Origin of the sequence: Caballeronia sordidicola, from assembly GCF_001544455.2 — a bacterium.
GTDB lineage: Bacteria > Pseudomonadota > Gammaproteobacteria > Burkholderiales > Burkholderiaceae > Caballeronia > Caballeronia sordidicola.
The window spans coordinates 1-20,123 of sequence record NZ_FCOC02000009.1 but is presented as its reverse complement, the minus strand read 5'-3'; the positions used below and the strand labels follow the sequence as shown (position 1 = coordinate 20,123).

The following is a 20,123-nucleotide window of genomic DNA, read 5'->3' as shown; positions in this document are numbered from 1 at the left end:
CCTTGTCGTGGCGAAATGGCACAATTCGGGGCTGGACGGCGCTGTACGCCCAAACAAGTCCAGCATTCAGGCAGGAAAAATCAATGCGACTCTCTCTGCACGGGATGAAGCGAAAATGGCTGATTCTTGCCCTTTTGCCATTCATCGGAGCAATGGCCACGATTGCTATTGCCGTGGCTTTCCAGGCTCGCGCGCTGTCGAATTCGGAGCAGCGCGAAATTGCAGCGGCTTACCGCAGCAGCAAGGAAGTCGAACTCAAGAATTACGTTGCGCTTGCGGAAAGCGCGGTTGCGCCGCTCTACAATTCGGGCCGCGACGACGAAGCCACGCGCGCCCAGGCGCTGGCTATCCTGTCAAAACTGGAGTTTGGCAGCGACGGCTATTTTTTCGTCTACGACCTGCAAGGCAATTTGCTGATGCATCCCCGGCTCGCGCAACTCGTTGGCACCAACCTGTGGTCCATGCACGATCCTCATGGGGCGCTTACCATTCAGTCGCTATTGGCCAAGGCGCGTAGCGGCGGCGGTCTTGTCGAATATCTGTGGGAGCGTCCTTCAACTCACAAAATGGAATCGAAGCTCGGTTACGTGGTTACGTTCGACCGATGGGGATGGATGGTCGGCACCGGAATCTATCTGGACGATGTCAATATGGCGCTGTCGCAAACCGGTCGTCAGGCTTCGTCGAATATTCGTCACACGCTGTTCCTGATCGGGTTGATCGGTGCGCTGGGAATGGGGTTTATTGGCGCGTGCGGCATAGCAATGAACGTCACCGATCACCGCAGCTCGGACGCGCAACTGAAGCTCATGGCGCGTCAGGTCGTGCAATCGCAAGAGGCTGAACGGGGGCGCCTTTCTCGCGAACTGCATGACGGTATCAGCCAGATGCTCGTGTCCATCAAGTTGCTGCTTGAGTCCGCACTTGCGCTAAGGCCGGCCGACGCTGGCCGGGACGATCCAAGCGGACCGCCCATACAGAATGCATTGGCGCAGACTAACCGGACTCTTGCCGAAATCCGGCAGATCTCCCACGATCTGCGTCCGGCGATGCTCGATGATTTCGGCCTGGGCGCGGCGCTGCGGCAGCTAGCGCTCGAATTCAACGAAATGGGCAAGACACCGCATACGAACATCACGGTCAACGCGACGCAGAACGACGCGCATCCTTTACCCGATGCGGTGAACACAGCGCTATTTCGTGTCGCGCAGGAAGCGCTGACGAATATCCAGCGCCATGCAAATGCGGCCAACGCCCGGGTCACGCTGACCTGTACACCGGGGCAAGTGATCCTGACGATCGTGGATGACGGTATCGGCTTCGGTTCGGGCGCGGTCCAGTCGGACCCGCGGCAGGGTATTGGATTACGCAACATGCGCGAACGTGTCGAGTCTCTCAGCGGTACCTTCATGATCGAATCCAGACCCGGGTGGACTGGCGTGACAGCCGCGATCCCGGTGGAACTCACTTCAATCGCTTTGAGCCACGCGAGCACATGACAGGCACTATCGACATCCTGCTGGTAGACGACCATCAACTCGTGCGTGACGGGTTGCGACTGCGTCTCGATTCCATCGGCGGCTTCAGGGTGGTGGGCGAGGCGAGCAACATGCCGGACGCGCTCAGGGCTATCGAACGCCTTGCGCCGCGTCTGGTGCTGACGGATCTCAGCATGAAAGGCGGCAGCGGCGTGGCGCTTGCGCGTGAAATAAGGCAACGCCATCCTGCAATGCATGTACTGGTTTTATCGATGCACAACAACGCCGAGTACATGGCCGAAGCGCGTGCGGCGGGCGCGAGCGGATACGTGCTCAAGGATGCACCGGCGACGGAAATCATCGCGGCCATCCATACCATTCTCAGCGGCGGAACCTATTTCAATGATCATCTCAAGCAGGTTGCCGCAGCGCCCGTCAAAGGACACGTGACGGATCGCGGACGCTATAGGCAGATCGAGAAACTCACGCCGCGCGAGCAGGAATTGCTGCGCGATCTTGCAAACGGCTTATCCAACAAGCAGATTGCGGTTCTGCACGGGCTTTCCGTCAGGACGGTCGAGACGCACCGAATGTCGATCAGGCGAAAACTTGACATTGAGGGTCAGGCGGAATTGATCAAGTTCGCAGTCGAATTCTTCAACGCCTGACCCGGCGGCTTTCGTCACGAAGGTAGACTTTCCCGGTCGCCGTCGATATATTTGCAAGGATATAACGGTGGAGCGTTCAGGTGTTGAATAGCGCACAAGAAGCTGTCGGCGAAAAATTCGTTCTCGAATCCATGCGTCATGCCCGCGACAGGACGTGGGATGTGGTGGAGCGCGTTGCCTCGAAAATCCAGCCCGGTATGCTCGAGTCGGAAGCGGTAGTCGAATGCAAGCGCGTTCTCCAGGACATGGAAATGGAGCGGATCTGGCATCCCATCCTGATCCGTTTTGGAGAAAACACGCTGCGAACATTCAAGCAGCCTTCCGAAGGCGATCCACGGCTTAAGAACGACGACATCTTTTTTGTGGACCTTGGCGTGGTCTGGCAGGGCCATGAAGGGGATTCAGGGGCTACATTCGTTGTAGGCGCGGACGCCGAGATGCGCGCGTGCGCACAAGCAGCAAAGACTGTTTTCGACGAAGTCGAACACCATTGGCGTACAACCGGCGCGGGCGGCAAGGCGTTGTACGACTACGCAGCCGAACGCGCGCACGCGCTGGGATGGAAACTGAATCTGGATATCAAGGGACATCGCGTGAGCGATTTTCCGCACGCCATTTATAAGGCGGGCAAGCTCGGCGATTTCCAGCCGCACCCGGACGCCGGGTTGTGGATTCTCGAGATTCAGATTGCGCATCCAACTCGGCCTTTCGGCGCTTTCTACGAAGATCTGCTTGTCTAGCACGCGCGGGCGCAAAGACGTGCGATGGATCTCGACGGATAAACAGCAAACCCAAGGAAATCGATGTTCATTCGCCAGCTCGAGTATCTCGTCACGTTGGCAAGGGAGAAACATTTTGCGCGTGCGGCCGAGGCTTGCCACGTGTCCCAGCCCGCGCTGTCCTCGGCCATTCGCACCCTGGAAGCAGAGCTTGGCCTGGTGATTGTCGAGCGAACGCGGCGGTTCGTCGGGTTTACCGAAGACGGCGAACGGGTGCTCGGATGGGCAAAACAAACACTGGCGTCGCTTCAGAACATGCGGCACGACGCGTCCGCCGCGCAAGTGAAACTCATCGGCACACTGCGCATCGGGGCGATTCCGACCATCATGCCGGTGACAGCGCGCATGCTTGCGCCTTGCATGCGCGAGCATCCGGACATGCGCTTCGAGGTTCGCTCGTTAAGCTCCGACGCCATACTTCGCCAGCTTGACGAATATGAACTCGATGTCGGCCTGACCTATCTCGACGATCAGGTGCAAGCCGGTTTTAGCGTCCTGCCGCTCTATCTCGAACGCTATATGCTGCTGTCCCCTGCGCATGCCGGAAAGAATTCAAGCGCGCCTACGCAGCCGTGGAGCGATGTCAGCGAATTGCCGCTTGGGCTGCTTACTTCGACAATGCAGAACCGTCAGGTGATCAATGCTGCGTTCCGGCGGGGAAACGTACAGCCTCGCGTCGTGCTCGAGACGGATTCACTGCTCTCTCTCTATGCTCATATCCAGCACGCCGGTTTATACAGCATATTTCCTCACAGTTTACTAAGCGTGCTTCCCGTGGGCAACGCCGTGCGTGCGTCGCTCTTGCTGCCCGAACTGACCCGAGGCATTGGCCTGATTGCGCGCAACCGCAATACGCTGCCGCCCCTGGTCGCCGCCATGTGGCGCTCGGTCGAGCAACTCGACCTTCAGCGCGACTTCGACGCGCTAGTGCCGACTCCTGTTCAAACAACCTGAGCCAAGCCTTTAAAGGCCTGCAGCGCACGTTCGCGCGCGTTGATAACACGTGCTTATCACTTGATCCATCCAAACGATTGGACCCGCCGACGCGACTTCGCGACACTGCTCTTCGTCGACGTACCAACCTCATGTTCGACGAGGCGGCGCCTTACGCCAGAGGCGCCGGTGTTAATCAAATCAAAGTGGAGTGGAGACAATCATGGCCAAGGTTCTATGCGTTTTATACGATGATCCCGTTGACGGAATGCCGAAGAAGTACGCGCGGGATGACGTTCCCAATATCACGAAGTATCACGACGGCCAAACCGCACCCACGCCCAAGGCAATTGATTTCAAGCCGGGCGAATTGCTGGGCAGCGTGTCGGGCGAACTGGGCCTGCGCAAGTTCCTGGAATCGCAAGGTCACACACTCGTTGTCACGTCAGATAAAGACGGCCCGAATTCCACGTTCGAGCGTGAACTCGCCGACGCCGAAATCGTTATTTCACAACCGTTCTGGCCCGCATACCTGACGGCTGAGCGCATTGCAAAAGCGCCCAAGCTGAAGCTTGCACTGACCGCAGGCATTGGCTCGGATCACGTCGACCTGCAGGCTGCAATCGACCGTGGCATTACCGTTGCCGAAGTCACGTTCTGCAACAGCATCAGCGTGGCTGAGCACGTTGTAATGATGATCCTCTCGCAGGTTCGCAACTATCTGCCCTCGCATGAGTGGGTCAAGAAGGGCGGCTGGAACATCGCGGATTGCGTGTCGCGTGCATACGACCTGGAAGGCATGAACGTGGGTACGGTAGCGGCCGGGCGCATTGGTGCGGCTGTGTTGCGCCGCCTCAAGCCGTTCGACGTCAAGCTGCATTACACCGATCGCCATCGCTTGCCGGAGAACGTCGAGCGCGAGTTGGGCGCGACGTGGCATCCGACTGTCGAGTCCCTTGCTAAAGTCTGCGATATCGTCACCATCAACTGCCCGCTGCATCCGGAAACCGAGCATCTCTTCAACGAAGCGATGATCAACAAGATGAAGCGTGGTGCCTACATCATCAACACGGCACGCGGCAAGATCGTGGATCGGGACGCCATTGTTCGTGCGCTGGAAAGCGGTCAACTGGCGGGTTATGCGGGCGACGTCTGGTTCCCGCAACCGGCGCCGAGCGATCATCCGTGGCGCACCATGCCGCATCAGGGCATGACGCCGCATACGTCGGGCACGACGCTTTCCGCACAGGCGCGTTATGCGGCTGGTACGCGTGAGATTCTCGAATGCTGGTTCGCCAACGAGCCGATTCGCGACGAGTATCTGATCGTCGATGGCGGCCGTCTCGCCGGCGTGGGCGCCCACTCGTACAGCGCAGGCAATGCGACGAAGGGCTCTGAAGAAGCGGCCCGTTACAAGAAGGCATAACGTTACCGGCACGCCGGCCTCCATTGGCGGCGTGCCAGATTGCAAGGACGTTAGACCTTATGAACGAGCGGATTGCAAGAGCGGCGCCAGCCGTCGCTCCAACTCACTTCAAACAGGCACTATTTGGTTTTCTGGGCGGGACGTGCGCAATAGGATTGCTTGCATGGCTGGGGCATGTCACAAGCAGTCCCCTGGTGATCGCGCCATTCGGTGCGTCGAGCGTGCTGCTTTTTGGCGCGCCCGATAGCGCCTTTGCCCAGCCGCGCAATCTCGTCTTCGGCCATTTGCTTTCCGCCGCGGTCGGGCTTGCCATGTTCTGGCTGGCGGGACCGGGGATCTGGCAGATGGCGCTGGCTGTTGGACTCGCTATCGGGCTCATGCAGCTTGGACGCTGCATCCATCCTCCAGCCGGAGCTGATCCGCTTGTGATCATGTTGAGCGGCAATGCATCGGCGGGATTTTTTTTCGTGCCGGTGTTGGCGGGGGTTTGCGTGCTGCTGGTCATTGCGCTGGTCTTCAATAACTTCGTGCGCGGCCACCGATGGCCTCATAAGTGGTTGTAACTCAACCGAGTTGTATTTGATCAATGACGGCAGCGGCGCTGCCGTCATTCCAGAACATTCGAAATAATCTATTCCTCGAACCTGTTTCCCTGATTGCGCAATATGCGCAGCGCGCTGTCCAGATGTGCGCGTGCGCTTTCCGCGTCGCTTAGGCGCATCTGCTCGTAGGCATGCTGCGCCACTTCATGCGGTATGGGTTTGAGCGGGCGATTGCTTGCCATGGCCTTTAGTTGTACCTCCGCCGCGCGCTCCAGATAATAGAGATCGTCCCATGCTTCTGCGATGCTCGCGCCGCCCACCATCACGCCATGATTCTTGAGGAAAAGCACATCGGCATCACCCATTGCAGAAGCAATGCGGTCCCCTTCCGACGTGTCCAATGCCAGACCGTTGTAATGCTCGTCGACGGCGGTACGGCCATAGAACTTGAGCGCGGTTTGACCGAGCCAAAGCAGCGGCGGCCCTTCCAGCAAACACAGTGCAGTCGCGTTCGGCATGTGGGTATGGAACGCCGCCTTCAGGCGCGGTTTTGATCGATGCAGGCGCGCGTGGATAAAAAACGCCGTTGCTTCGGGCTTGCCCACGCCGTCAATCACATGTCCTTCGAAATCACAGACGAGAAGGCGCGACGCCGTCATTTCCGCGAACGCATATCCGTAGGGATTGACGAAGAACAGGTCGTCGTGTCCTGGTACGACCGCCGAAAAATGATTGCAAACGCCTTCCTCGAATCCACGCTGAGCGGCGAGCTGGAAACACGCCGCCAGCTCGATGCGCGCCCGCATGATCGCGTCGGAATCGAGCCGTATTGGTTTGGACGATTCGCTTGATGCACCGACTGAAAGCGTGTGAGCCATGATGGTTGCCGTGGAGTTTCAGTGTATTGAGTATAGCGAAGAGAAACGGATGGCTTAGGGCACTAATGCTCGCGCATGGCGTTTTACCATTTACGCCCCAACGCCTTTCTCAACCAGATAATCGATCAACACCCGCACCTTGGGCGGCAAAAACCTGTTCGGCGGATAAAGCAACCAGACCGCGCCCACATAGGCCTGCGCCGCCAGCGTCCAGTCATCGAGCACCTGCACCAGTTCACCCCGCGACAACGAATCCTCAGCAGTAAACTCAGGCAGGTTTGCAATGCCAAAGTCTTGCAGCGCAGCCTCAAGCCTCGCCCCCGCGTGATTCGCTATATAACGCCCGTGGACCTCCACGGTCGCTGCCTCCGAACCGCGGCGGAATCGCCAGCGATTGTCATCGGCGGTTTCGCCCAGGTACAGGCAGTCATGCTGCGCCAGATCGCGAGGATGCAGCGGTTTGCCACGAGCCTTCAAGTAAGCCGGCGATGCACATAACACCCAGCGAACCGAGCCCAGCCGCCGTCCCGCCAAACCCGGCGGCGGATGTTCCGTCAACCGGATAACAAGGTCGATGTCGTCATGAAGCGGATCGACCTCATGATCCGCGTAAAGCAACTGCAGATCGACATCTGCATACGTGCGCAAAAATTCCGGCACTAACGGATGAATCACGGTCTTTGCAAAAGCGGTCGGCGCACTAAGACCGACCTTGCCTTGCGGCCGCCCGGCAAGTGAGCCCGCCGCATCCACTGCGCCCGAAGCAGCGCTCAGCATGTCGCGGCAGTATCGAACCACCTGTTCGCCTGACTCGGTGACCCGCACCTTGCGCGTAGAGCGCTCCAGCAGTCGCGTTGCCAATGCTTCTTCAAGGCGCTTGATCTGGCGGCTCACGGTCGAAGGCGTACTGCCAAGCTGGCGCGCCGCCACCGAAAAATTACCGGAATCGACAACGCGCGCAAATACAGCCATATCCGGAAGCAACGCAAAGAGTTCTGTAGGGTTCATCGGTTGGTCGCCAGTGGCGTTGTGAAACGCACGGAGTTGGACGCCTGATTAATGCATGTGCGACACAAAAGCTGTGCGTCCGGACCCGATTATCGCCTTAAGCGCAACGCTCGACAATACGGACTCTTTCATAGAGGTCCGCCATGCCTAAGCAAGACCGCTTGTTATTGCTATCCGATTTGATGCTGCTATTGGTCGCCGTGGTATGGGGCACGAGCTACGGCGTCGTCAAGAACGCACTCGTGTTTTATCCGGTGTTGGGCTTGCTGACATTGCGGTTTGGCATGACGTTTGTCGTGTTGTCGCCGGCATTGCTCCATTTGCGTCACGCTAATACGCGGACTTTGCGCGGCGTGTTGATAGCGGGCATGTTGTTGCTCGGAATTTTTCTTTGTGAAACTTTTGGCGTGCTGCTCACGCGCGCCGCTAACGCCGCGTTCCTGATCAGCCTGTGCGTCGTGCTGACGCCGCTGGTGGAGTGGTTCCTGCTCAAGCGCAAGCCAGGTCGCGTGGAATGGGGCGCGGTTGCGCTCTCGCTATTGGGCGCGTGGTTGCTGGCGAATGACGGCAAGTTCGTCTTCAATCCCGGCGACGCGCTGATACTGGCGGCCGCGTTCCTGCGTGCACTTAATGTGTGCGTGACCAAGCGTGTCATGGGCGATTCCGCGTTGCCGCCATTGTCCGTGACAGCCGTGCAATCTGGCGTGGTCGCATTTGGTAGCGCCGCCGTGGCCCTCGTTTTCGCGCCAGGGCAATGGCAACATATCCCTGCTTTGGCGGACCATATACCGTTCTGGATCAGCGTGTTTTATCTGGTGCTTGCGTGCACGCTATTCGCGTTCTTCGCCCAGAACTATGCGATCAAGCGCAGCAGTCCCACCCGCGTTGCATTGTTGATGGGCAGCGAGCCCGCATTCGGCGCGTTGTTCGCGTGGCTCTGGCTTGGCGAAAGAATTTCAGTCATGGCGTGGGTTGGCGGTGGCTTGATCGTCGTGGCGTCAATGCTCGCGACAGTACGCTGGGGCAAGACCGCACCTGTCGAGCTATCCGTTGGAAGCGCTTGATCGCTTAACGATGCACCTCCAGCAAAAGATTCAGGAACGCTTCCGCGCTGCGCGTGAGAGGCCGCGCTTCTTCCACGATGGCGCAAAAGGGCATGGAATAAAACGGTGATCCGGGCAGGACCGCGAACTCATAACGGGGAGAAAGCTGCGCTGCATAGTGCTCGGGCAACAAGCCAACGTAGCGGCCGGTAGCGACCATCATGGCAACGGCCTCCAGCCCGCTCACTTCGAGTCCCTGTGTGAATCCCTGTGTCGCGAGCGCATCCTCGACGAACGGATGAGGCCTGTAAACAAGGGGTAAAACGCGCGTGTCTTCATTTGCACGAATTTCACCCGCAGCCGCCGGCCGATAAAACACGCGATGCGTCTCGGTAAAAAGCGGGTAATGCCGAAACGCCCGGATTCGTTTGTAAGCGCCACGAATGGCTATCTGCACGCGGCGTTCGGTAAGCGCCACGCCCAGGTCGCTGAACGTCATCACCGACAACGTCGGCCTGACCAATGGCGCAATCCGGTGCAACTCGCCCAGCGCTTCCGAAATGCGGCACCCCTCATGCGTAAGCACATGCTCCGACGTTCCCAGCAATAACGGCCCGGACAGGATTCCGCGTACGGCATCGACTTCCGGCTTGATGCGCTCCAGCGCTTCAAGTGCCTGCAACGCTACCCGCAGCGCGACTTCCCCGCCCTCCGTCAGTTGGAATCCTCCGGGACCACGCTCGCATAGCTTGAGCCCGAGATGCGTTTCGACCTCGTTGATATGCCTGCTGATCGACGCCTTGGACATTGACAAGGCGCGCTCCGCCGCCGCGAATCCGCTTGCTTGCGCCGCCGCGCAAAATACGCGCAGCGAACGCAAGTCGCGCTCGGTCAGATCCATTTTTTTCATCGACGCAGGCCCAAGAAGGTTTTGATTTCCGGAACCATAACAACGAAAAAATGGTTTTTCAAAACTTTTTTGACTACCTACATTTCTCCCCATCCATGCTTTTCAACGTTTTCGGGGAATCACATGATCAAGCTCGACCGCCGCAAATTCATCACCATGGCCGGCGGCGTTTCGCTCGCGATGGCCTTGCCCTCTTTCGCTTTCGCGGAAGGCGGAACGCTCGCGGACATTCGCAAGCGAGGCAAACTTACAGTTGGAACCGAGGCAGCTTACGAGCCCTTTGAATTCGTGGAAAACGGCAAAGTGGTGGGCTACGGTCACGACATTCTGGAATACATGGCGAGCAAGCTTGGCGTGACGCTCAACCAGGTCAACCTGCCGTTTCAGGGATTGCTGCCCGGCCTGATGACACACAAGTTCGACTTCGTTGCGACGAGCGTGGGCATCAACCCGGAACGCGCGAAGCGCTTTGCTTTCTCGGAACCGGTAGGCGTTGTCGATACGGTGCTGGTCGTGCGCTCCAGCGACAATGCCATTGCCAAGGCCGAAGACGCGGCGGGCCATGTGGTTGGCACGCAGATGGGTTCGTCGTCGCAGCCTATTGCGCAGGCTTTTGATACACAGCTGAAAAGCAAGGGCGCGGGCTACGCCGACATCAAGTTGTTCCAGGCATATCCGGATGTCATGGTCGCGTTGACAAACAAGACGCTCGATATTGGCATCATGCCGTCGAACATTGTTGCTGTGCTGATGAAGAAAGAGCCGGGGCAATTCCGCGTGATCGGCAAGATTGGCGAACCAAAAGTGCTTGCATGGGTCGCGAATCCGCAGGATCTGGAAATTCGCACGTTCATCAACACGTCGCTTACCGAACTGACGAAAAGCGGTCAGCTCGCGCAGATGCAAAAGAAGTGGTTCGGTTACACAATGAACCTGCCAACCAGTGGCTATCTGCCCGAAGGCGCGGTCTGAGGCGGAGCGCTGCATGTTTGCTTTTCTAGGCAGCCACCTTGCCGTGCTCGCGCCGTTTTTCCACGATGTTATCGCGGGTGCGGTTACGACGGTTTTGTCGAGCGTGGCCGCGTTTGCGCTCGGCATCCTGATTGGTGCGGCGCTGCTGCTCATACGCCAGCATGGCGGCCGCGCGCTCGCGTGGCTCGTGATTCTCTACGTCAGCGTGATACGCGGCACGCCCGCGCTGATCCAGATGCTGGTGGCGTACTACGTGTTGCCCGCGGTGCTCAACCTGAATATCTCGCCGCTACAGGCAGGCATTCTTGCGCTTGCATTGAACACGGCGGCGTATGTCTCCGAGATCCTGCGCGGCGCATTGAATTCGCTTGGCCGTGGACAGATTCCGGCGGCGCGCGCGCTCGGCATGCCCGCGTTTCAAGTGTGGAGGTACATTGTTTTCCCGCAGCTTTTTTATCGTTCCATACCGCCGCTGACCAACGAATTCACGATGCTGTTGAAAGCCTCCTCGCTCATGTCGATCATCGCGGTGCACGATCTCGCAACGGTCGCGCGAGATGCCACGCTGCAAACCAATTTGCCGCTGCAGGTGTTCTCCGCGACGGCGGCAGTCTACTTTGCCATTCTGTTTGTCGCGTCGTCAGCGTCGCGCGGACTCGAACGCCGTGTGGCGAAAGTGCTGCCCAATGTCCATTGATCTGGCTATTGTTCAATCGTCCATTCTTCCGCTTTTAAAGGGACTGAAGGTTACGGCTCAAGTTTGCGTCCTCGGTATTCCACTTGGCATCGTGGCCGGCACCATTGCCGCGTATTTCCGGGCGTCCGCGTGGCGTGTGCTGCGCGCAGTGGCGCTCTCCTACGTGGAGATCGTGCGTAACGTCCCTTTCCTGATACTCGTCTATCTAAGTTTTTTCGGATTGCCGAAGCTGGGCGTCTCCATGCCCGCGTTTGCCATCGGCGTGGCCGCGACGGCTTTTTACACGGGAGGTTACTTCTGCGAAATCCTGCGCGCCGCATTCGGCAGTCTGGCGCATGGACAGGTGCAGGCGGCGCGCTCGCTTGGGTTATCAGGTATTCAAGTGCAGCGTTACGTGGTGTTGCCGCAGATCTTCGGTGTTCTCGCGCCGGCTACCACCAGCCTCACGATCATGATGTTCAAGGACTCGTCCATATTCTCGGTCATGAGCCTGACCGAGCTGACCTATCAAAGTAACCTGCTTACCGCCGACACCTTCGCTTACGTTGAAGTTCTAGGCACCACCGCGCTCATCTACTGGCTGTGCAGCGTTCTGCTCGACGTGGCCGGGCAATGGTCGGAGCGTTACGCAACCCGCTACCGGCGCGTCTGATACTGCGTTCTTCCCGGCGTAGTCAAAACTCATCAATAAAGGATTCCTTATCATGGCAAAACCACTGACAGTTGCTCCGAAGACGGGCCACAAGACGCTGCTCTATTCCGAGCTGGCGATGGACCTCGACAATCTCGAAGCCGACATTGCCGTGCTTGGCATGCCCTACGGCTCCGCGTATTCTGCCGCCGATTTCACCAACGACCAGACCAACGCGCCAACAGCCATTCGCCAGGCCACCGACCGCGTGGTGCGCTCGCCGGGTCACTATGATTTCGATATCGACGGGCCGCTGTTGCAGGAACGCGCGGATATCCGCTTTGTCGATTGTGGCGATGTGATCGCAGACCTCGCCGCTCCGGGCAGCCACTATGAGCGCGTTGAACAGGTCGTGCGCAAGATTCTGGCGGCGGGCGCATTGCCTATCGTAATGGGTGGCGATCACGGCATTACTACGCCCGTATTGCGCGCGTTCGACAGTCTCGGCCCGATCACGCTGGTTCATGTCGATGCTCACCTCGACTGGCGCGATGAAGTGAACGGTGTGCGCGACGGTCTCTCCAGCCCGATTCGCCGGGCTTCCGAAATGAAGCATGTCGCAAAGATCGTGCAGATTGGATTGCGTGCGCAAGGCAGCGGCCGTCCGGAAGAATTCCGCGCAGCCAAGGCGTACGGCTCTGAATTAATCACCGCCTATGAGCTTCATGATATTGGCATGGACGCGGTACTCGCGCGCATTCCCGATGGCGGCAACTACTACCTGACCATTGACGCCGATGGTCTCGATCCTTCCGTCATGCCGGCCGTTGCGGGTCCTGCGCCGGGCGGCGTGACGTTCCTGCAAGCGCGCAAGCTGATTCACGGTCTCGTGAAGAAGGGACGTGTGGTGGGCATGGATATCGTCGAGATTCAGCCTGAGAAGGATGTGAACCAGATCTCGTGCATGACGGCCGGGCGCCTGATTCTGAACCTGATTGGCACGGCTATCCGTGCTGGCTATTTCGACAATCGCCGTTAATTCCGTCAACGGCCCCTAACCGAGATTCATCTGCTGAGAGACATCATGGAACACACTCGCATTCGCCCGTTCAACACGAAGGTCACGTACCCTGAACAGTCGCTCGATAATGATCTTGCACAGGCCGTTGTGGCCGGCAATATGATCTTCCTGCGCGGACAAATTGGGCAGGATCTGGAGACGTACGAGTCGGTTGGTATTGGCGACGCGGCAGCGCAGGCTGAGAAAGCCATGGCCAATGTGAAGATGCTGCTGGAAGAAGCTGGCAGCAAGGTCGAGGATATCTGCAAGGTGACAATCTACCTTACCGATGTGCGGTATCGCGAGGCGGTGTATCGCGTGGTTGGACGCTGGTTGAAGGGTGTGCATGCGGTATCGACGGGTCTGACCGTGACCGCGCTTGCGCGTCCTGAATGGCTGGTGGAGGTCGATGTGATCGCGGTGAAGTCCTAAGCATTGCATGGACCGCAATTGCCCGGAGACGTATTTTTAAAGCCATCTCCGGGCAATTTAGCCGCCTACGTGGATTTAGCGCCTTTGCGCAGGTGTTGCACGAAAGACAAGGACGAGTCCGGCGAGGATCGACCCCATTCCGGCTACGCCATCGGGCGCTAGGCGATTACCCAGAAACGCGTAATCCATGATCGCCGTAAATACCGGTACGAGATAGAACAGGCTTGTCACGTCGACCAGATTCCCGGCACGCACGAGGCGGTAGAACAACAACTGCGCGAATACCGATATCACAATGCCGAGCCAGAGCAACGGCAGGAGCAGTCCTGTATTCAACGCGATGCTCGACGGTTGCAACGGCAGCAACATTACGCAAAGCATCAGGCTAACCGCGTTCTGCAAGGGCAGTACGTCGATGGGTTGTTGTTTCACGCGCTTTTGCAAAATGGCACCAAACGTCATGCAACCCAGCGATGCGGACGCGAACAGCAGTCCCACGATTGGAAAGGATCCGACTTTTCCCGCCCCGAGCATCACCAGGCACAGGCCACTCAACGCAAGCAAGAGCCCGCTCACACGAGAGGTCGTCCAGCGCCGTTCCACAAGCAACAGCGTCAATACGGGCTGAACGCCAAGAATGGTGGCGAGCACACCAGGCGTTATTCCGTGGTTGAGCGCGAGCAAATAGCAGGTGGAATAACCACCGGTCAGCAGGCCACCAGTGAACGCAACTTGAAGCCTTGTTCCTGGCGCGGGCAACCATCGCCCACGCCATGTGCCCAAAGCCGCGAGCACGGCTGAAGCGAGCGCGAAGCGCAAGACGAGAAAGGGAAGGGCACTGGCATGCTGGAGTCCCGTTTCCGAAACGATCGCCCCGCTACTCCAGAGCAACACGAAGAGCGCCGTCGAGCCATAGGCCGCGAGGGCTGTTTTTATAAAGACCATGATTCATTCACCTGTCGAGGGAATAGATAACAACGGCGAACACAGTCACGCCGCCACGGCACGCAAGGTGCGGCGGTCGAGCCGGTTACCGCGGATTCAGTAGCTGATAATCAGCCGCAAACGCGCGTGCGCGGAGGCGCTACCGCGCCTGGGGTAACAGCGTTCGGAGGCGAATTGGGAGGATTTGCAGCAGACGCGACAGGTGGAGAAACAGAGGCCGCAAACGGACGGGCAGTGCGCACGCTGCCGGACATCGAGTTGAACTCGATTCCAGCAAAGCAGATGTGCGCGGGCCTGGTCACGAAATTCAATGAAGATTTTGTTATTGCGTAAATGCAAGATTACCGGTTAGCAATGCATTGTGCAATGCCTGGGTTATGACGAAATAAGGTTTGTCCTGTGGCAGATCACTGAACAAAGCTGATCTGCACGAGCTCATGCTTCGCTGACCGCTTCCGCGGAAACGGCGCTAGACACAGGCTTCTCCGACGAAGATTTCACGCGGCTGATCCACGCTGCGGCAAGCACGACAAGAACAGTCGCAAGCCAGCCATTGGTCCCGTAGCCTTGAATACTTCCATTGGCATTGCTCGACAGCAACAAGCCTCCGAGCCACGCACCGCAGCCGCTGCCAAGCGCCTGAAGTGCACTGTTCGTGCTGAGGAATGCGCCACGGTTGGCGGGTGCGGGAACAGTCGTAAGCAGCGCCTGCATGGGAACCATGCGGCCCGAAACTGTCACCATGAATACTGGGAAAAACAGTAACAACGCAACGTACGGCAGACTCGGCAAATGCGTGACAAACAAGATTGGCAGCAGCGAGACAGCGACCATCACGCGAAACATCTTGCGGCTGCCGTAGCGATCGGAAAGTCGGCCGATAAAACGCGATGTGAAAAACGTCGCCGCGCCGCCGCCCATGTAAAGCCATGACAACTGCGCTGGCTGGACGCCGTGATTGGCGACCAGTATGGGCGATATGAACGGAATCACCAGCATCTGCGAACCCATGACAACAAAGGTCATCGCAAATGCGCTCATGTGACGTGGATTCGACAGAAGCCTCCATAGCCCCGGCAACACGCTTCGCAATGCAGGCTGTTGCCGTCCCAGATGTTCGGACAGCGCGGGCACAATGCGCATGCTGCCAAGCCAGATCAATACCGAAAGCGCCGTCAGCAGGATGAATGGCGTGTACCACCCGAACCGCGCGCCAAGCAGGATGCCCGCAGGGACGCCGGCTACCGCCGCGAGCGAAAAGGCCGTCATGATGGTGCCGGTCGCGGCGCCTCGCCTTGCAACGGGAATGACGTCGCTGACAATGGCCATTACGACCGACCCCAGCATGCCACCCGTAATGCCCGCGAACGCGCGCGCGAAAAGCAGGATGGAGAAGCTTGGTGCAAGAGCGCAAGCAAGGTTCGACAAAGCAAACAATGCATATACGCCCAGCAGTAACCGACGACGATCGAAGCGATCTATATACGTCGCGCCCAACAGGCCGGAAAGACCCGAACACCATGAGTACGCCGAAACCGCGGTCGCAAACGCGGCAGGGGAAATCTGAAAACTCCGCATGATTTGCGGGCCAAGCGGCATCATGACCATGAAGTCCATGATGATGGTAAATTGCGTCAGCGCGAGCAGCCATAGCAGACGCCGCTCCCGAGTTGTATCCAGACTATACATAGCCATCCTGATTATTGTTTATTGCGGACCCGGCGCTGTTTATTCCTGTCTAGTCGTCGATTGACTCATGAACCGCCACCGCTCCGCGTTTCCAGTAGCTGGAAGCACGAACGCGGGTTTTATCAATACCGCGTTCCGTGCACAGATGCTGGCGGACCGCGCGAATGACGCTCGATTCACCCGCCGCCCACACATAACCTTCGCCATTGGGCAAATACATTTCGCGCAGCGCGAGCAACAGCGCGCCGCCTGGGAAATCGGATTCGCTCCGGTAGCGCCACTCCGCGTACAAGTCCGTTCTTGTATCGAACTCGATGCGCGCGGAAGGGTCCTCGACTTCTATCAACGCTGCAACCCGCGTTCCCGCAGGCAACTCTTCCAGGCGACGTGCGATGGCGGGCAGCGCGGTTTCGTCGCCAATGAGAAGATGCCAGTCGAAGCCCGTGGGAATGGTGAACGAACCACGGGGACCTCCAATGCCAAGATACTGTCCAACCTGTGCCTGGCTCGCCCAAGTCGCCGCGGGCCCTGCTTCATGCAACGCGAACTCGATATCCAGTTCGCGTGCTTCCCGATCAAAACGGCGCGGTGTGAAATCTCGCGCGACGGGTCGCGGCTGGTCTTCCGCGAACACAGGACCGTTCGGACCGGCGCTGGGCAACGCGGGTTTGTCGTCGCCGGGAGACGGAAAGAAGACCTTGATATGGTCATCGAACGATGCGGATTCGAAGTCGTGAAGATCTTCGCCGCCGAGCGTGACGCGCACGAGATGGGGCGTCACCAGATGAACCCGCTTGACCTGAAGCAAGCGGAATTTGAGTGCGTGGCGAACGCGAACGACCGCCAGATCAGGTCTGTTTTGCATGCTGTCTTTCCTTGAAAAGTGCGGGTTGGTACAAGGCTCAATCAAGCTGGATCGCTCGCCGCCTTGCCTTCTATTTCAGCCGTGGCGCGCATGAGAATGGCCGCGATCCGGCGTTGCTCGTCGGGGCTTGCTTCTGTTCGCATCAGCAGCGCATGTTTCAGTGCGCGGCGAGCCTGGATGAATTCTGGCAGCCACGTGTTGCTGTCGTTGCCTTCGCCGTTTTCATCGGGCGCCTGGCCTGCAAACGCGCGGCGCACCGAATCCATCTTGCGGGCAAAGTGGCTTAGCTTGGCGAACATGATGTCGACGCGCTCGCGGTTGGCCGCCAGATGCTCACGGCCCGGTTCCGCGAGTGCATAACGCTTGCGGTTGCCTTCCAGTTCGACGGTCGCGTAGCCAAGTTCTTCCAGATAGGTCAGCGCCGGATAGACCATGCCCGGACTCGGCGTGTAAAAACCGTTCGAGCGGACTTCGAGCGCCTTGATCAACTCGTAGCCGTGGCGCGGTTGCTCGGCGAGCAGGGCGAGCAGAAGCAGTTGCAGGTCGTCGGATGTGAATTTTCGGCCTCGGGGCATGCCGTCCTCGCCGCCGCCGAATCCGCCACCACCGGGGCCGCCATGGCCACCGAAGCGGTCGTCGTTATGATGGCGATGATGGTGGCGGCCAATCGCGTGCCAGAGCGAATGCAGGGCGGGGTGGCCTTCAAAAATCGAGGAATCGTATGCGCGTGTGTGATGGCGTCTCATCGTGGAACTCCGTGGATTATCGTAAAACAGATCTTAAGATATATATCTTAAGATAGCGTGTCAACGGTTTTTTTTGATTTTTTGGTAGTCCGGTCGTCCTTCCCACGCACTCGAAGAACATGCATTGCTTAGGCCATAAAGCCTCATAACCATATGGGAATTGAATAATTCTCAAGGCGCACGCGCATCGATACTCTGGGCGCTGGTTTTGTCCATGAGGGTCGATGCATATGGCTGGTTTCGAAGCTTTCGCCGCGAGGCGCCGCGCGTTGCGCTTGTTGGGAGCCGCCCCGGCGATGGCGGCAGTCGGTGTATTGGCGCCGTTGTCAGTAAGCGCCGCCGCGCTATCCTCCGTCACGCTAGTCCTAGGCGATCAGGCGGGCGGCACGCGCGCGCTGGCCGAGGCTGCGAAAGTGCTCGATGGCACGCCGTACGCGTTCAAATGGGCCAATTTTCAAGGTGCGGCGCCGCTTTTCGAAGCGCAGCGCGCCGGCGCGGTCGATATCGCTCCGGCGGGCGACTTGCCCGTGCTGGCGGCGGCTGTCGGCGATCCCACGCTCAAGATCGTCGCGACGCGGGTGGGCTCCGGGGCGCAACTGGGCATTCTCGTGCCTGCAAATTCGAAGCTGCGCAGCGTCGCGGATCTCAAGGGACGCACGGTGTTCGTATCGTCGGCGCGGGGCAGCATTTCGCAATTCCAGCTCTATGGGGCGCTCGCAGAGGCAGGGCTTTCGCGTGACGATGTATCGGTGCGATTCGTGTTGCCGGTCGATGCGTTCACTGCGTTTGCTTCTGGCAGTATCGAGGTATGGGCGACCTTCGATCCGTATTTCGGCACTGCCGTGCAGCACGGCGCGCGAGTGCTGCGCGACGGGACCGGGATAAATAGTGGATTGGGGTTTATTACGGCGTCGGGCGAGGCGGCAGCAAATCCATTGAAGCGGCTTGCGATAGCGGACGTGCTGCAGCGCTTCCAGCGCGCGGGTGACTGGGCGATTGCCAATCCCGATGAATACGCGCGTGTGTATGCATCCCTGACGCGCCTCCCGCTCGATGCCGCTAAAACGATTACCGCGCGCTCCGCGCTGAAGCAGCGCTTCGTCGCCGATGGCGATATCGTCGCGCTGCAAAAGGTGGCGGATAGTGCGTTTCGCGATGCCATCCTGCCAAGGCGGATCGATGTCCGGGCGATATCGGATACGCAGATAGCGAAGGCCTGAAACAGGTTGCGAGGCGTGGACGGTGGGAGGGTTGGCGGTCCACGCTCAGGGTTTTGTCAGTCCAGCAAGTCCGGTTCGGCTTCCACCAGCCCTTCGTACAAGCTCTGGAATGAAAACAGCGCGCCGCCGGGACGTCCCACGCGCTCGTGCGTGAGCGCGGCGACTTCGTGTGGAATGGGTTGAGGCTTGCCCGCAGCCTCCGCCAACAGTTGGGTGTGACATGCGTTATCGAGCGCGAGATACCACCATGCGGCGGCTTCCACTGTCGGGCCTGCGGTCAGGATGCCGTGGTTTTTCAGTATCACAGCCTTGCTCGAACCGAGTGCGTTGGCAATGCGGGCGCCTTCTTTCGTGTCGAGAACGACCCCCTGGAAATCATCGAATAGTTCGTGATCCTCATAGAATGAGCACGAGTCCTGCGTCAGCGGATCGAGCTTGCGGCCGAGTGTCGACCATGCCTTGCCATATAGCGAATGGGTGTGCGCCGCCGCGACAATGTCCGGGCGTGCTTCATGAATCGCGGCATGAATGGCAAATGCGGCCTGATTGACCGGTCCCTTTCCCACTGCGATCTCGCCCTCACTATTCACGAGCAGCAAGTCGGAAACGCGCATGCGTGAAAAGTGCCGCCCTAAAGGGTTGACCCAGAAGTGATCGGTCCATTCAGGGTCGCGCGCCGTGATGTGACCGGCGAGGCCCTGGTCGAAACCATATCGGGCGAACAGGCGGAATGCGCCCGCTAAACGCTCGAGACGATGCCGGCGTTCTGCCGCGAGCGATGCCGGGGGAGGGGCTTCGTCGAACCAGAATTTGCGGATGGGTTTGGTGTGGAGCTTGAGGATGGAGGTGGCGGGGAGGGTGCTCATTGGTGAATGTCCTTGGGCGTTTGAGCCGGGGGCGGCTGTCCGGTGGATCTACTCAAAGGCTAACATTCACTTATTCTTCGGTTAAATATTGATTGCAGATAACCATATCGGATGTGCATGATTTGAGGGTGCATTTGAGGGGCGCTTCCTGTCGGTCGGAGCTTTCGCGCGGTTTGGTTTGCCTGATTTATTTAGCACTGTTAGCCACTATCCGTGGCGGGACTTCATTTCTTTTTTCAACGGCGAAAAAGAAACGAAGGGCGTTTTCAAGGTACAAGTGCAACACCTTTGAAATAGGATATGTTGCATGGGACAAAGCTATGAACAACTCAGTG

At 58.6% G+C, this 20,123-nt stretch carries 21 protein-coding genes; 13 read left to right on the top strand and 8 right to left on the bottom strand.

Translation table 11 applies throughout. The annotated features are described in order from the left end of the window. The first annotated feature begins 83 nt into the window (after positions 1–83). The 6 genes from AWB64_RS15805 to AWB64_RS15780 all read left to right on the top strand — a co-directional run bounded on the left by AWB64_RS15805 (position 84) and on the right by AWB64_RS15780 (position 5,847). Positions 84–1,499, top strand: a complete 1,416-nt coding sequence (locus tag AWB64_RS15805; RefSeq protein WP_060856382.1) for a cache domain-containing protein — start codon at positions 84–86, stop codon at positions 1,497–1,499. After that, entirely contained in the window at positions 1,496–2,146 is a 651-nt protein-coding gene (locus AWB64_RS15800; RefSeq protein ID WP_060856381.1) for a response regulator, read from the top strand. The genes AWB64_RS15805 and AWB64_RS15800 overlap by 4 nt, the downstream gene beginning before the upstream one ends. A gap of 83 nt (positions 2,147–2,229) precedes the next feature. Continuing rightward, positions 2,230–2,886, top strand: a complete 657-nt coding sequence (locus tag AWB64_RS15795) for a M24 family metallopeptidase (RefSeq protein ID WP_060856545.1) — start codon at positions 2,230–2,232, stop codon at positions 2,884–2,886. Positions 2,887–2,949: 63 nt separating this feature from the next. Then, on the top strand, positions 2,950–3,879 hold the full coding sequence (locus AWB64_RS15790) for a LysR family transcriptional regulator (protein WP_060856380.1): 930 nt from the start codon (positions 2,950–2,952) through the stop codon (positions 3,877–3,879). Positions 3,880–4,081: 202 nt separating this feature from the next. After that, on the top strand, positions 4,082–5,284 hold the full coding sequence (locus AWB64_RS15785) for an NAD-dependent formate dehydrogenase (RefSeq protein WP_060856379.1): 1,203 nt from the start codon (positions 4,082–4,084) through the stop codon (positions 5,282–5,284). A gap of 59 nt (positions 5,285–5,343) precedes the next feature. Further along, positions 5,344–5,847 carry an HPP family protein gene (locus AWB64_RS15780; protein WP_060856378.1) on the top strand — a complete coding sequence of 168 codons (504 nt, stop codon included), beginning with the start codon at positions 5,344–5,346 and terminating at the stop codon, positions 5,845–5,847. Positions 5,848–5,915: 68 nt separating this feature from the next. Here the strand turns inward: AWB64_RS15780 and AWB64_RS15775 are convergent, their stop codons facing one another. Both AWB64_RS15775 and AWB64_RS15770 read right to left on the bottom strand, forming a co-directional pair. Next, positions 5,916–6,704 (bottom strand): aldolase, encoded by a 789-nt coding sequence (locus AWB64_RS15775; protein ID WP_060856377.1) that lies wholly within the window; start codon positions 6,702–6,704, stop codon positions 5,916–5,918. Between the two features lie 90 nt (positions 6,705–6,794). Next, entirely contained in the window at positions 6,795–7,712 is a 918-nt protein-coding gene (locus tag AWB64_RS15770) for a LysR family transcriptional regulator (protein ID WP_060856376.1), read from the bottom strand. 143 nt (positions 7,713–7,855) lie between these two features. On the opposite strand from AWB64_RS15770, the gene AWB64_RS15765 reads away from it, so the two are divergent. After that, positions 7,856–8,776 (top strand): DMT family transporter, encoded by a 921-nt coding sequence (locus AWB64_RS15765; RefSeq protein WP_060856375.1) that lies wholly within the window; start codon positions 7,856–7,858, stop codon positions 8,774–8,776. Between the two features lie 4 nt (positions 8,777–8,780). On the opposite strand, the gene AWB64_RS15760 is transcribed toward AWB64_RS15765, so the two are convergent. After that, entirely contained in the window at positions 8,781–9,665 is an 885-nt protein-coding gene (locus AWB64_RS15760) for a LysR family transcriptional regulator (protein ID WP_060856374.1), read from the bottom strand. A gap of 123 nt (positions 9,666–9,788) precedes the next feature. Here AWB64_RS15760 and AWB64_RS15755 point away from each other — a divergent pair, with 123 nt between their 5' ends. The 5 genes from AWB64_RS15755 to AWB64_RS15735 are packed head-to-tail and all read left to right on the top strand — an operon-like array spanning position 9,789 to position 13,457. Continuing rightward, the gene (locus AWB64_RS15755; RefSeq protein WP_060856373.1) at positions 9,789–10,637 is read left to right on the top strand and encodes a transporter substrate-binding domain-containing protein; all 849 of its coding nucleotides are present in this window, start codon (positions 9,789–9,791) and stop codon (positions 10,635–10,637) included. A 13-nt stretch (positions 10,638–10,650) separates the two neighbouring features. After that, positions 10,651–11,334 (top strand): amino acid ABC transporter permease, encoded by a 684-nt coding sequence (locus AWB64_RS15750; RefSeq protein ID WP_060856372.1) that lies wholly within the window; start codon positions 10,651–10,653, stop codon positions 11,332–11,334. Beyond that, positions 11,324–11,986, top strand: coding sequence for an amino acid ABC transporter permease (locus tag AWB64_RS15745; protein ID WP_060856371.1), 663 nt, complete (start codon positions 11,324–11,326; stop codon positions 11,984–11,986). Before AWB64_RS15750 ends, AWB64_RS15745 begins: the two co-directional genes overlap by 11 nt. Positions 11,987–12,038: 52 nt before the next feature. Further along, entirely contained in the window at positions 12,039–13,004 is a 966-nt protein-coding gene (locus AWB64_RS15740) for an agmatinase (RefSeq protein WP_060856370.1), read from the top strand. A 45-nt stretch (positions 13,005–13,049) separates the two neighbouring features. After that, positions 13,050–13,457, top strand: a complete 408-nt coding sequence (locus AWB64_RS15735; protein ID WP_060856369.1) for a RidA family protein — start codon at positions 13,050–13,052, stop codon at positions 13,455–13,457. 75 nt (positions 13,458–13,532) lie between these two features. Here AWB64_RS15735 and AWB64_RS15730 read toward each other — a convergent pair whose 3' ends face one another. The 4 genes from AWB64_RS15730 to AWB64_RS15715 all read right to left on the bottom strand — a co-directional run bounded on the left by AWB64_RS15730 (position 13,533) and on the right by AWB64_RS15715 (position 17,702). Beyond that, complete coding sequence (locus AWB64_RS15730; protein WP_060856368.1) at positions 13,533–14,402, bottom strand: DMT family transporter; 870 nt, start codon at positions 14,400–14,402, stop codon at positions 13,533–13,535. Between the two features lie 435 nt (positions 14,403–14,837). Further along, positions 14,838–16,091, bottom strand: coding sequence for an MFS transporter (locus AWB64_RS15725; protein WP_060856367.1), 1,254 nt, complete (start codon positions 16,089–16,091; stop codon positions 14,838–14,840). A gap of 49 nt (positions 16,092–16,140) precedes the next feature. Continuing rightward, positions 16,141–16,956 (bottom strand): siderophore-interacting protein, encoded by an 816-nt coding sequence (locus AWB64_RS15720; protein WP_060856366.1) that lies wholly within the window; start codon positions 16,954–16,956, stop codon positions 16,141–16,143. A 41-nt stretch (positions 16,957–16,997) separates the two neighbouring features. Then, a complete protein-coding gene (locus tag AWB64_RS15715; protein ID WP_060856365.1) occupies positions 16,998–17,702 on the bottom strand; it encodes a PadR family transcriptional regulator in 705 nt (234 codons plus the stop codon). Between the two features lie 230 nt (positions 17,703–17,932). Here AWB64_RS15715 and AWB64_RS15710 point away from each other — a divergent pair, with 230 nt between their 5' ends. Beyond that, the gene (locus AWB64_RS15710) at positions 17,933–18,922 is read left to right on the top strand and encodes an ABC transporter substrate-binding protein (protein WP_099050548.1); all 990 of its coding nucleotides are present in this window, start codon (positions 17,933–17,935) and stop codon (positions 18,920–18,922) included. A 56-nt stretch (positions 18,923–18,978) separates the two neighbouring features. On the opposite strand, the gene AWB64_RS15705 is transcribed toward AWB64_RS15710, so the two are convergent. Then, a complete protein-coding gene (locus AWB64_RS15705; RefSeq protein ID WP_060856363.1) occupies positions 18,979–19,788 on the bottom strand; it encodes a class II aldolase/adducin family protein in 810 nt (269 codons plus the stop codon). Positions 19,789–20,123: the final 335 nt, after the last annotated feature.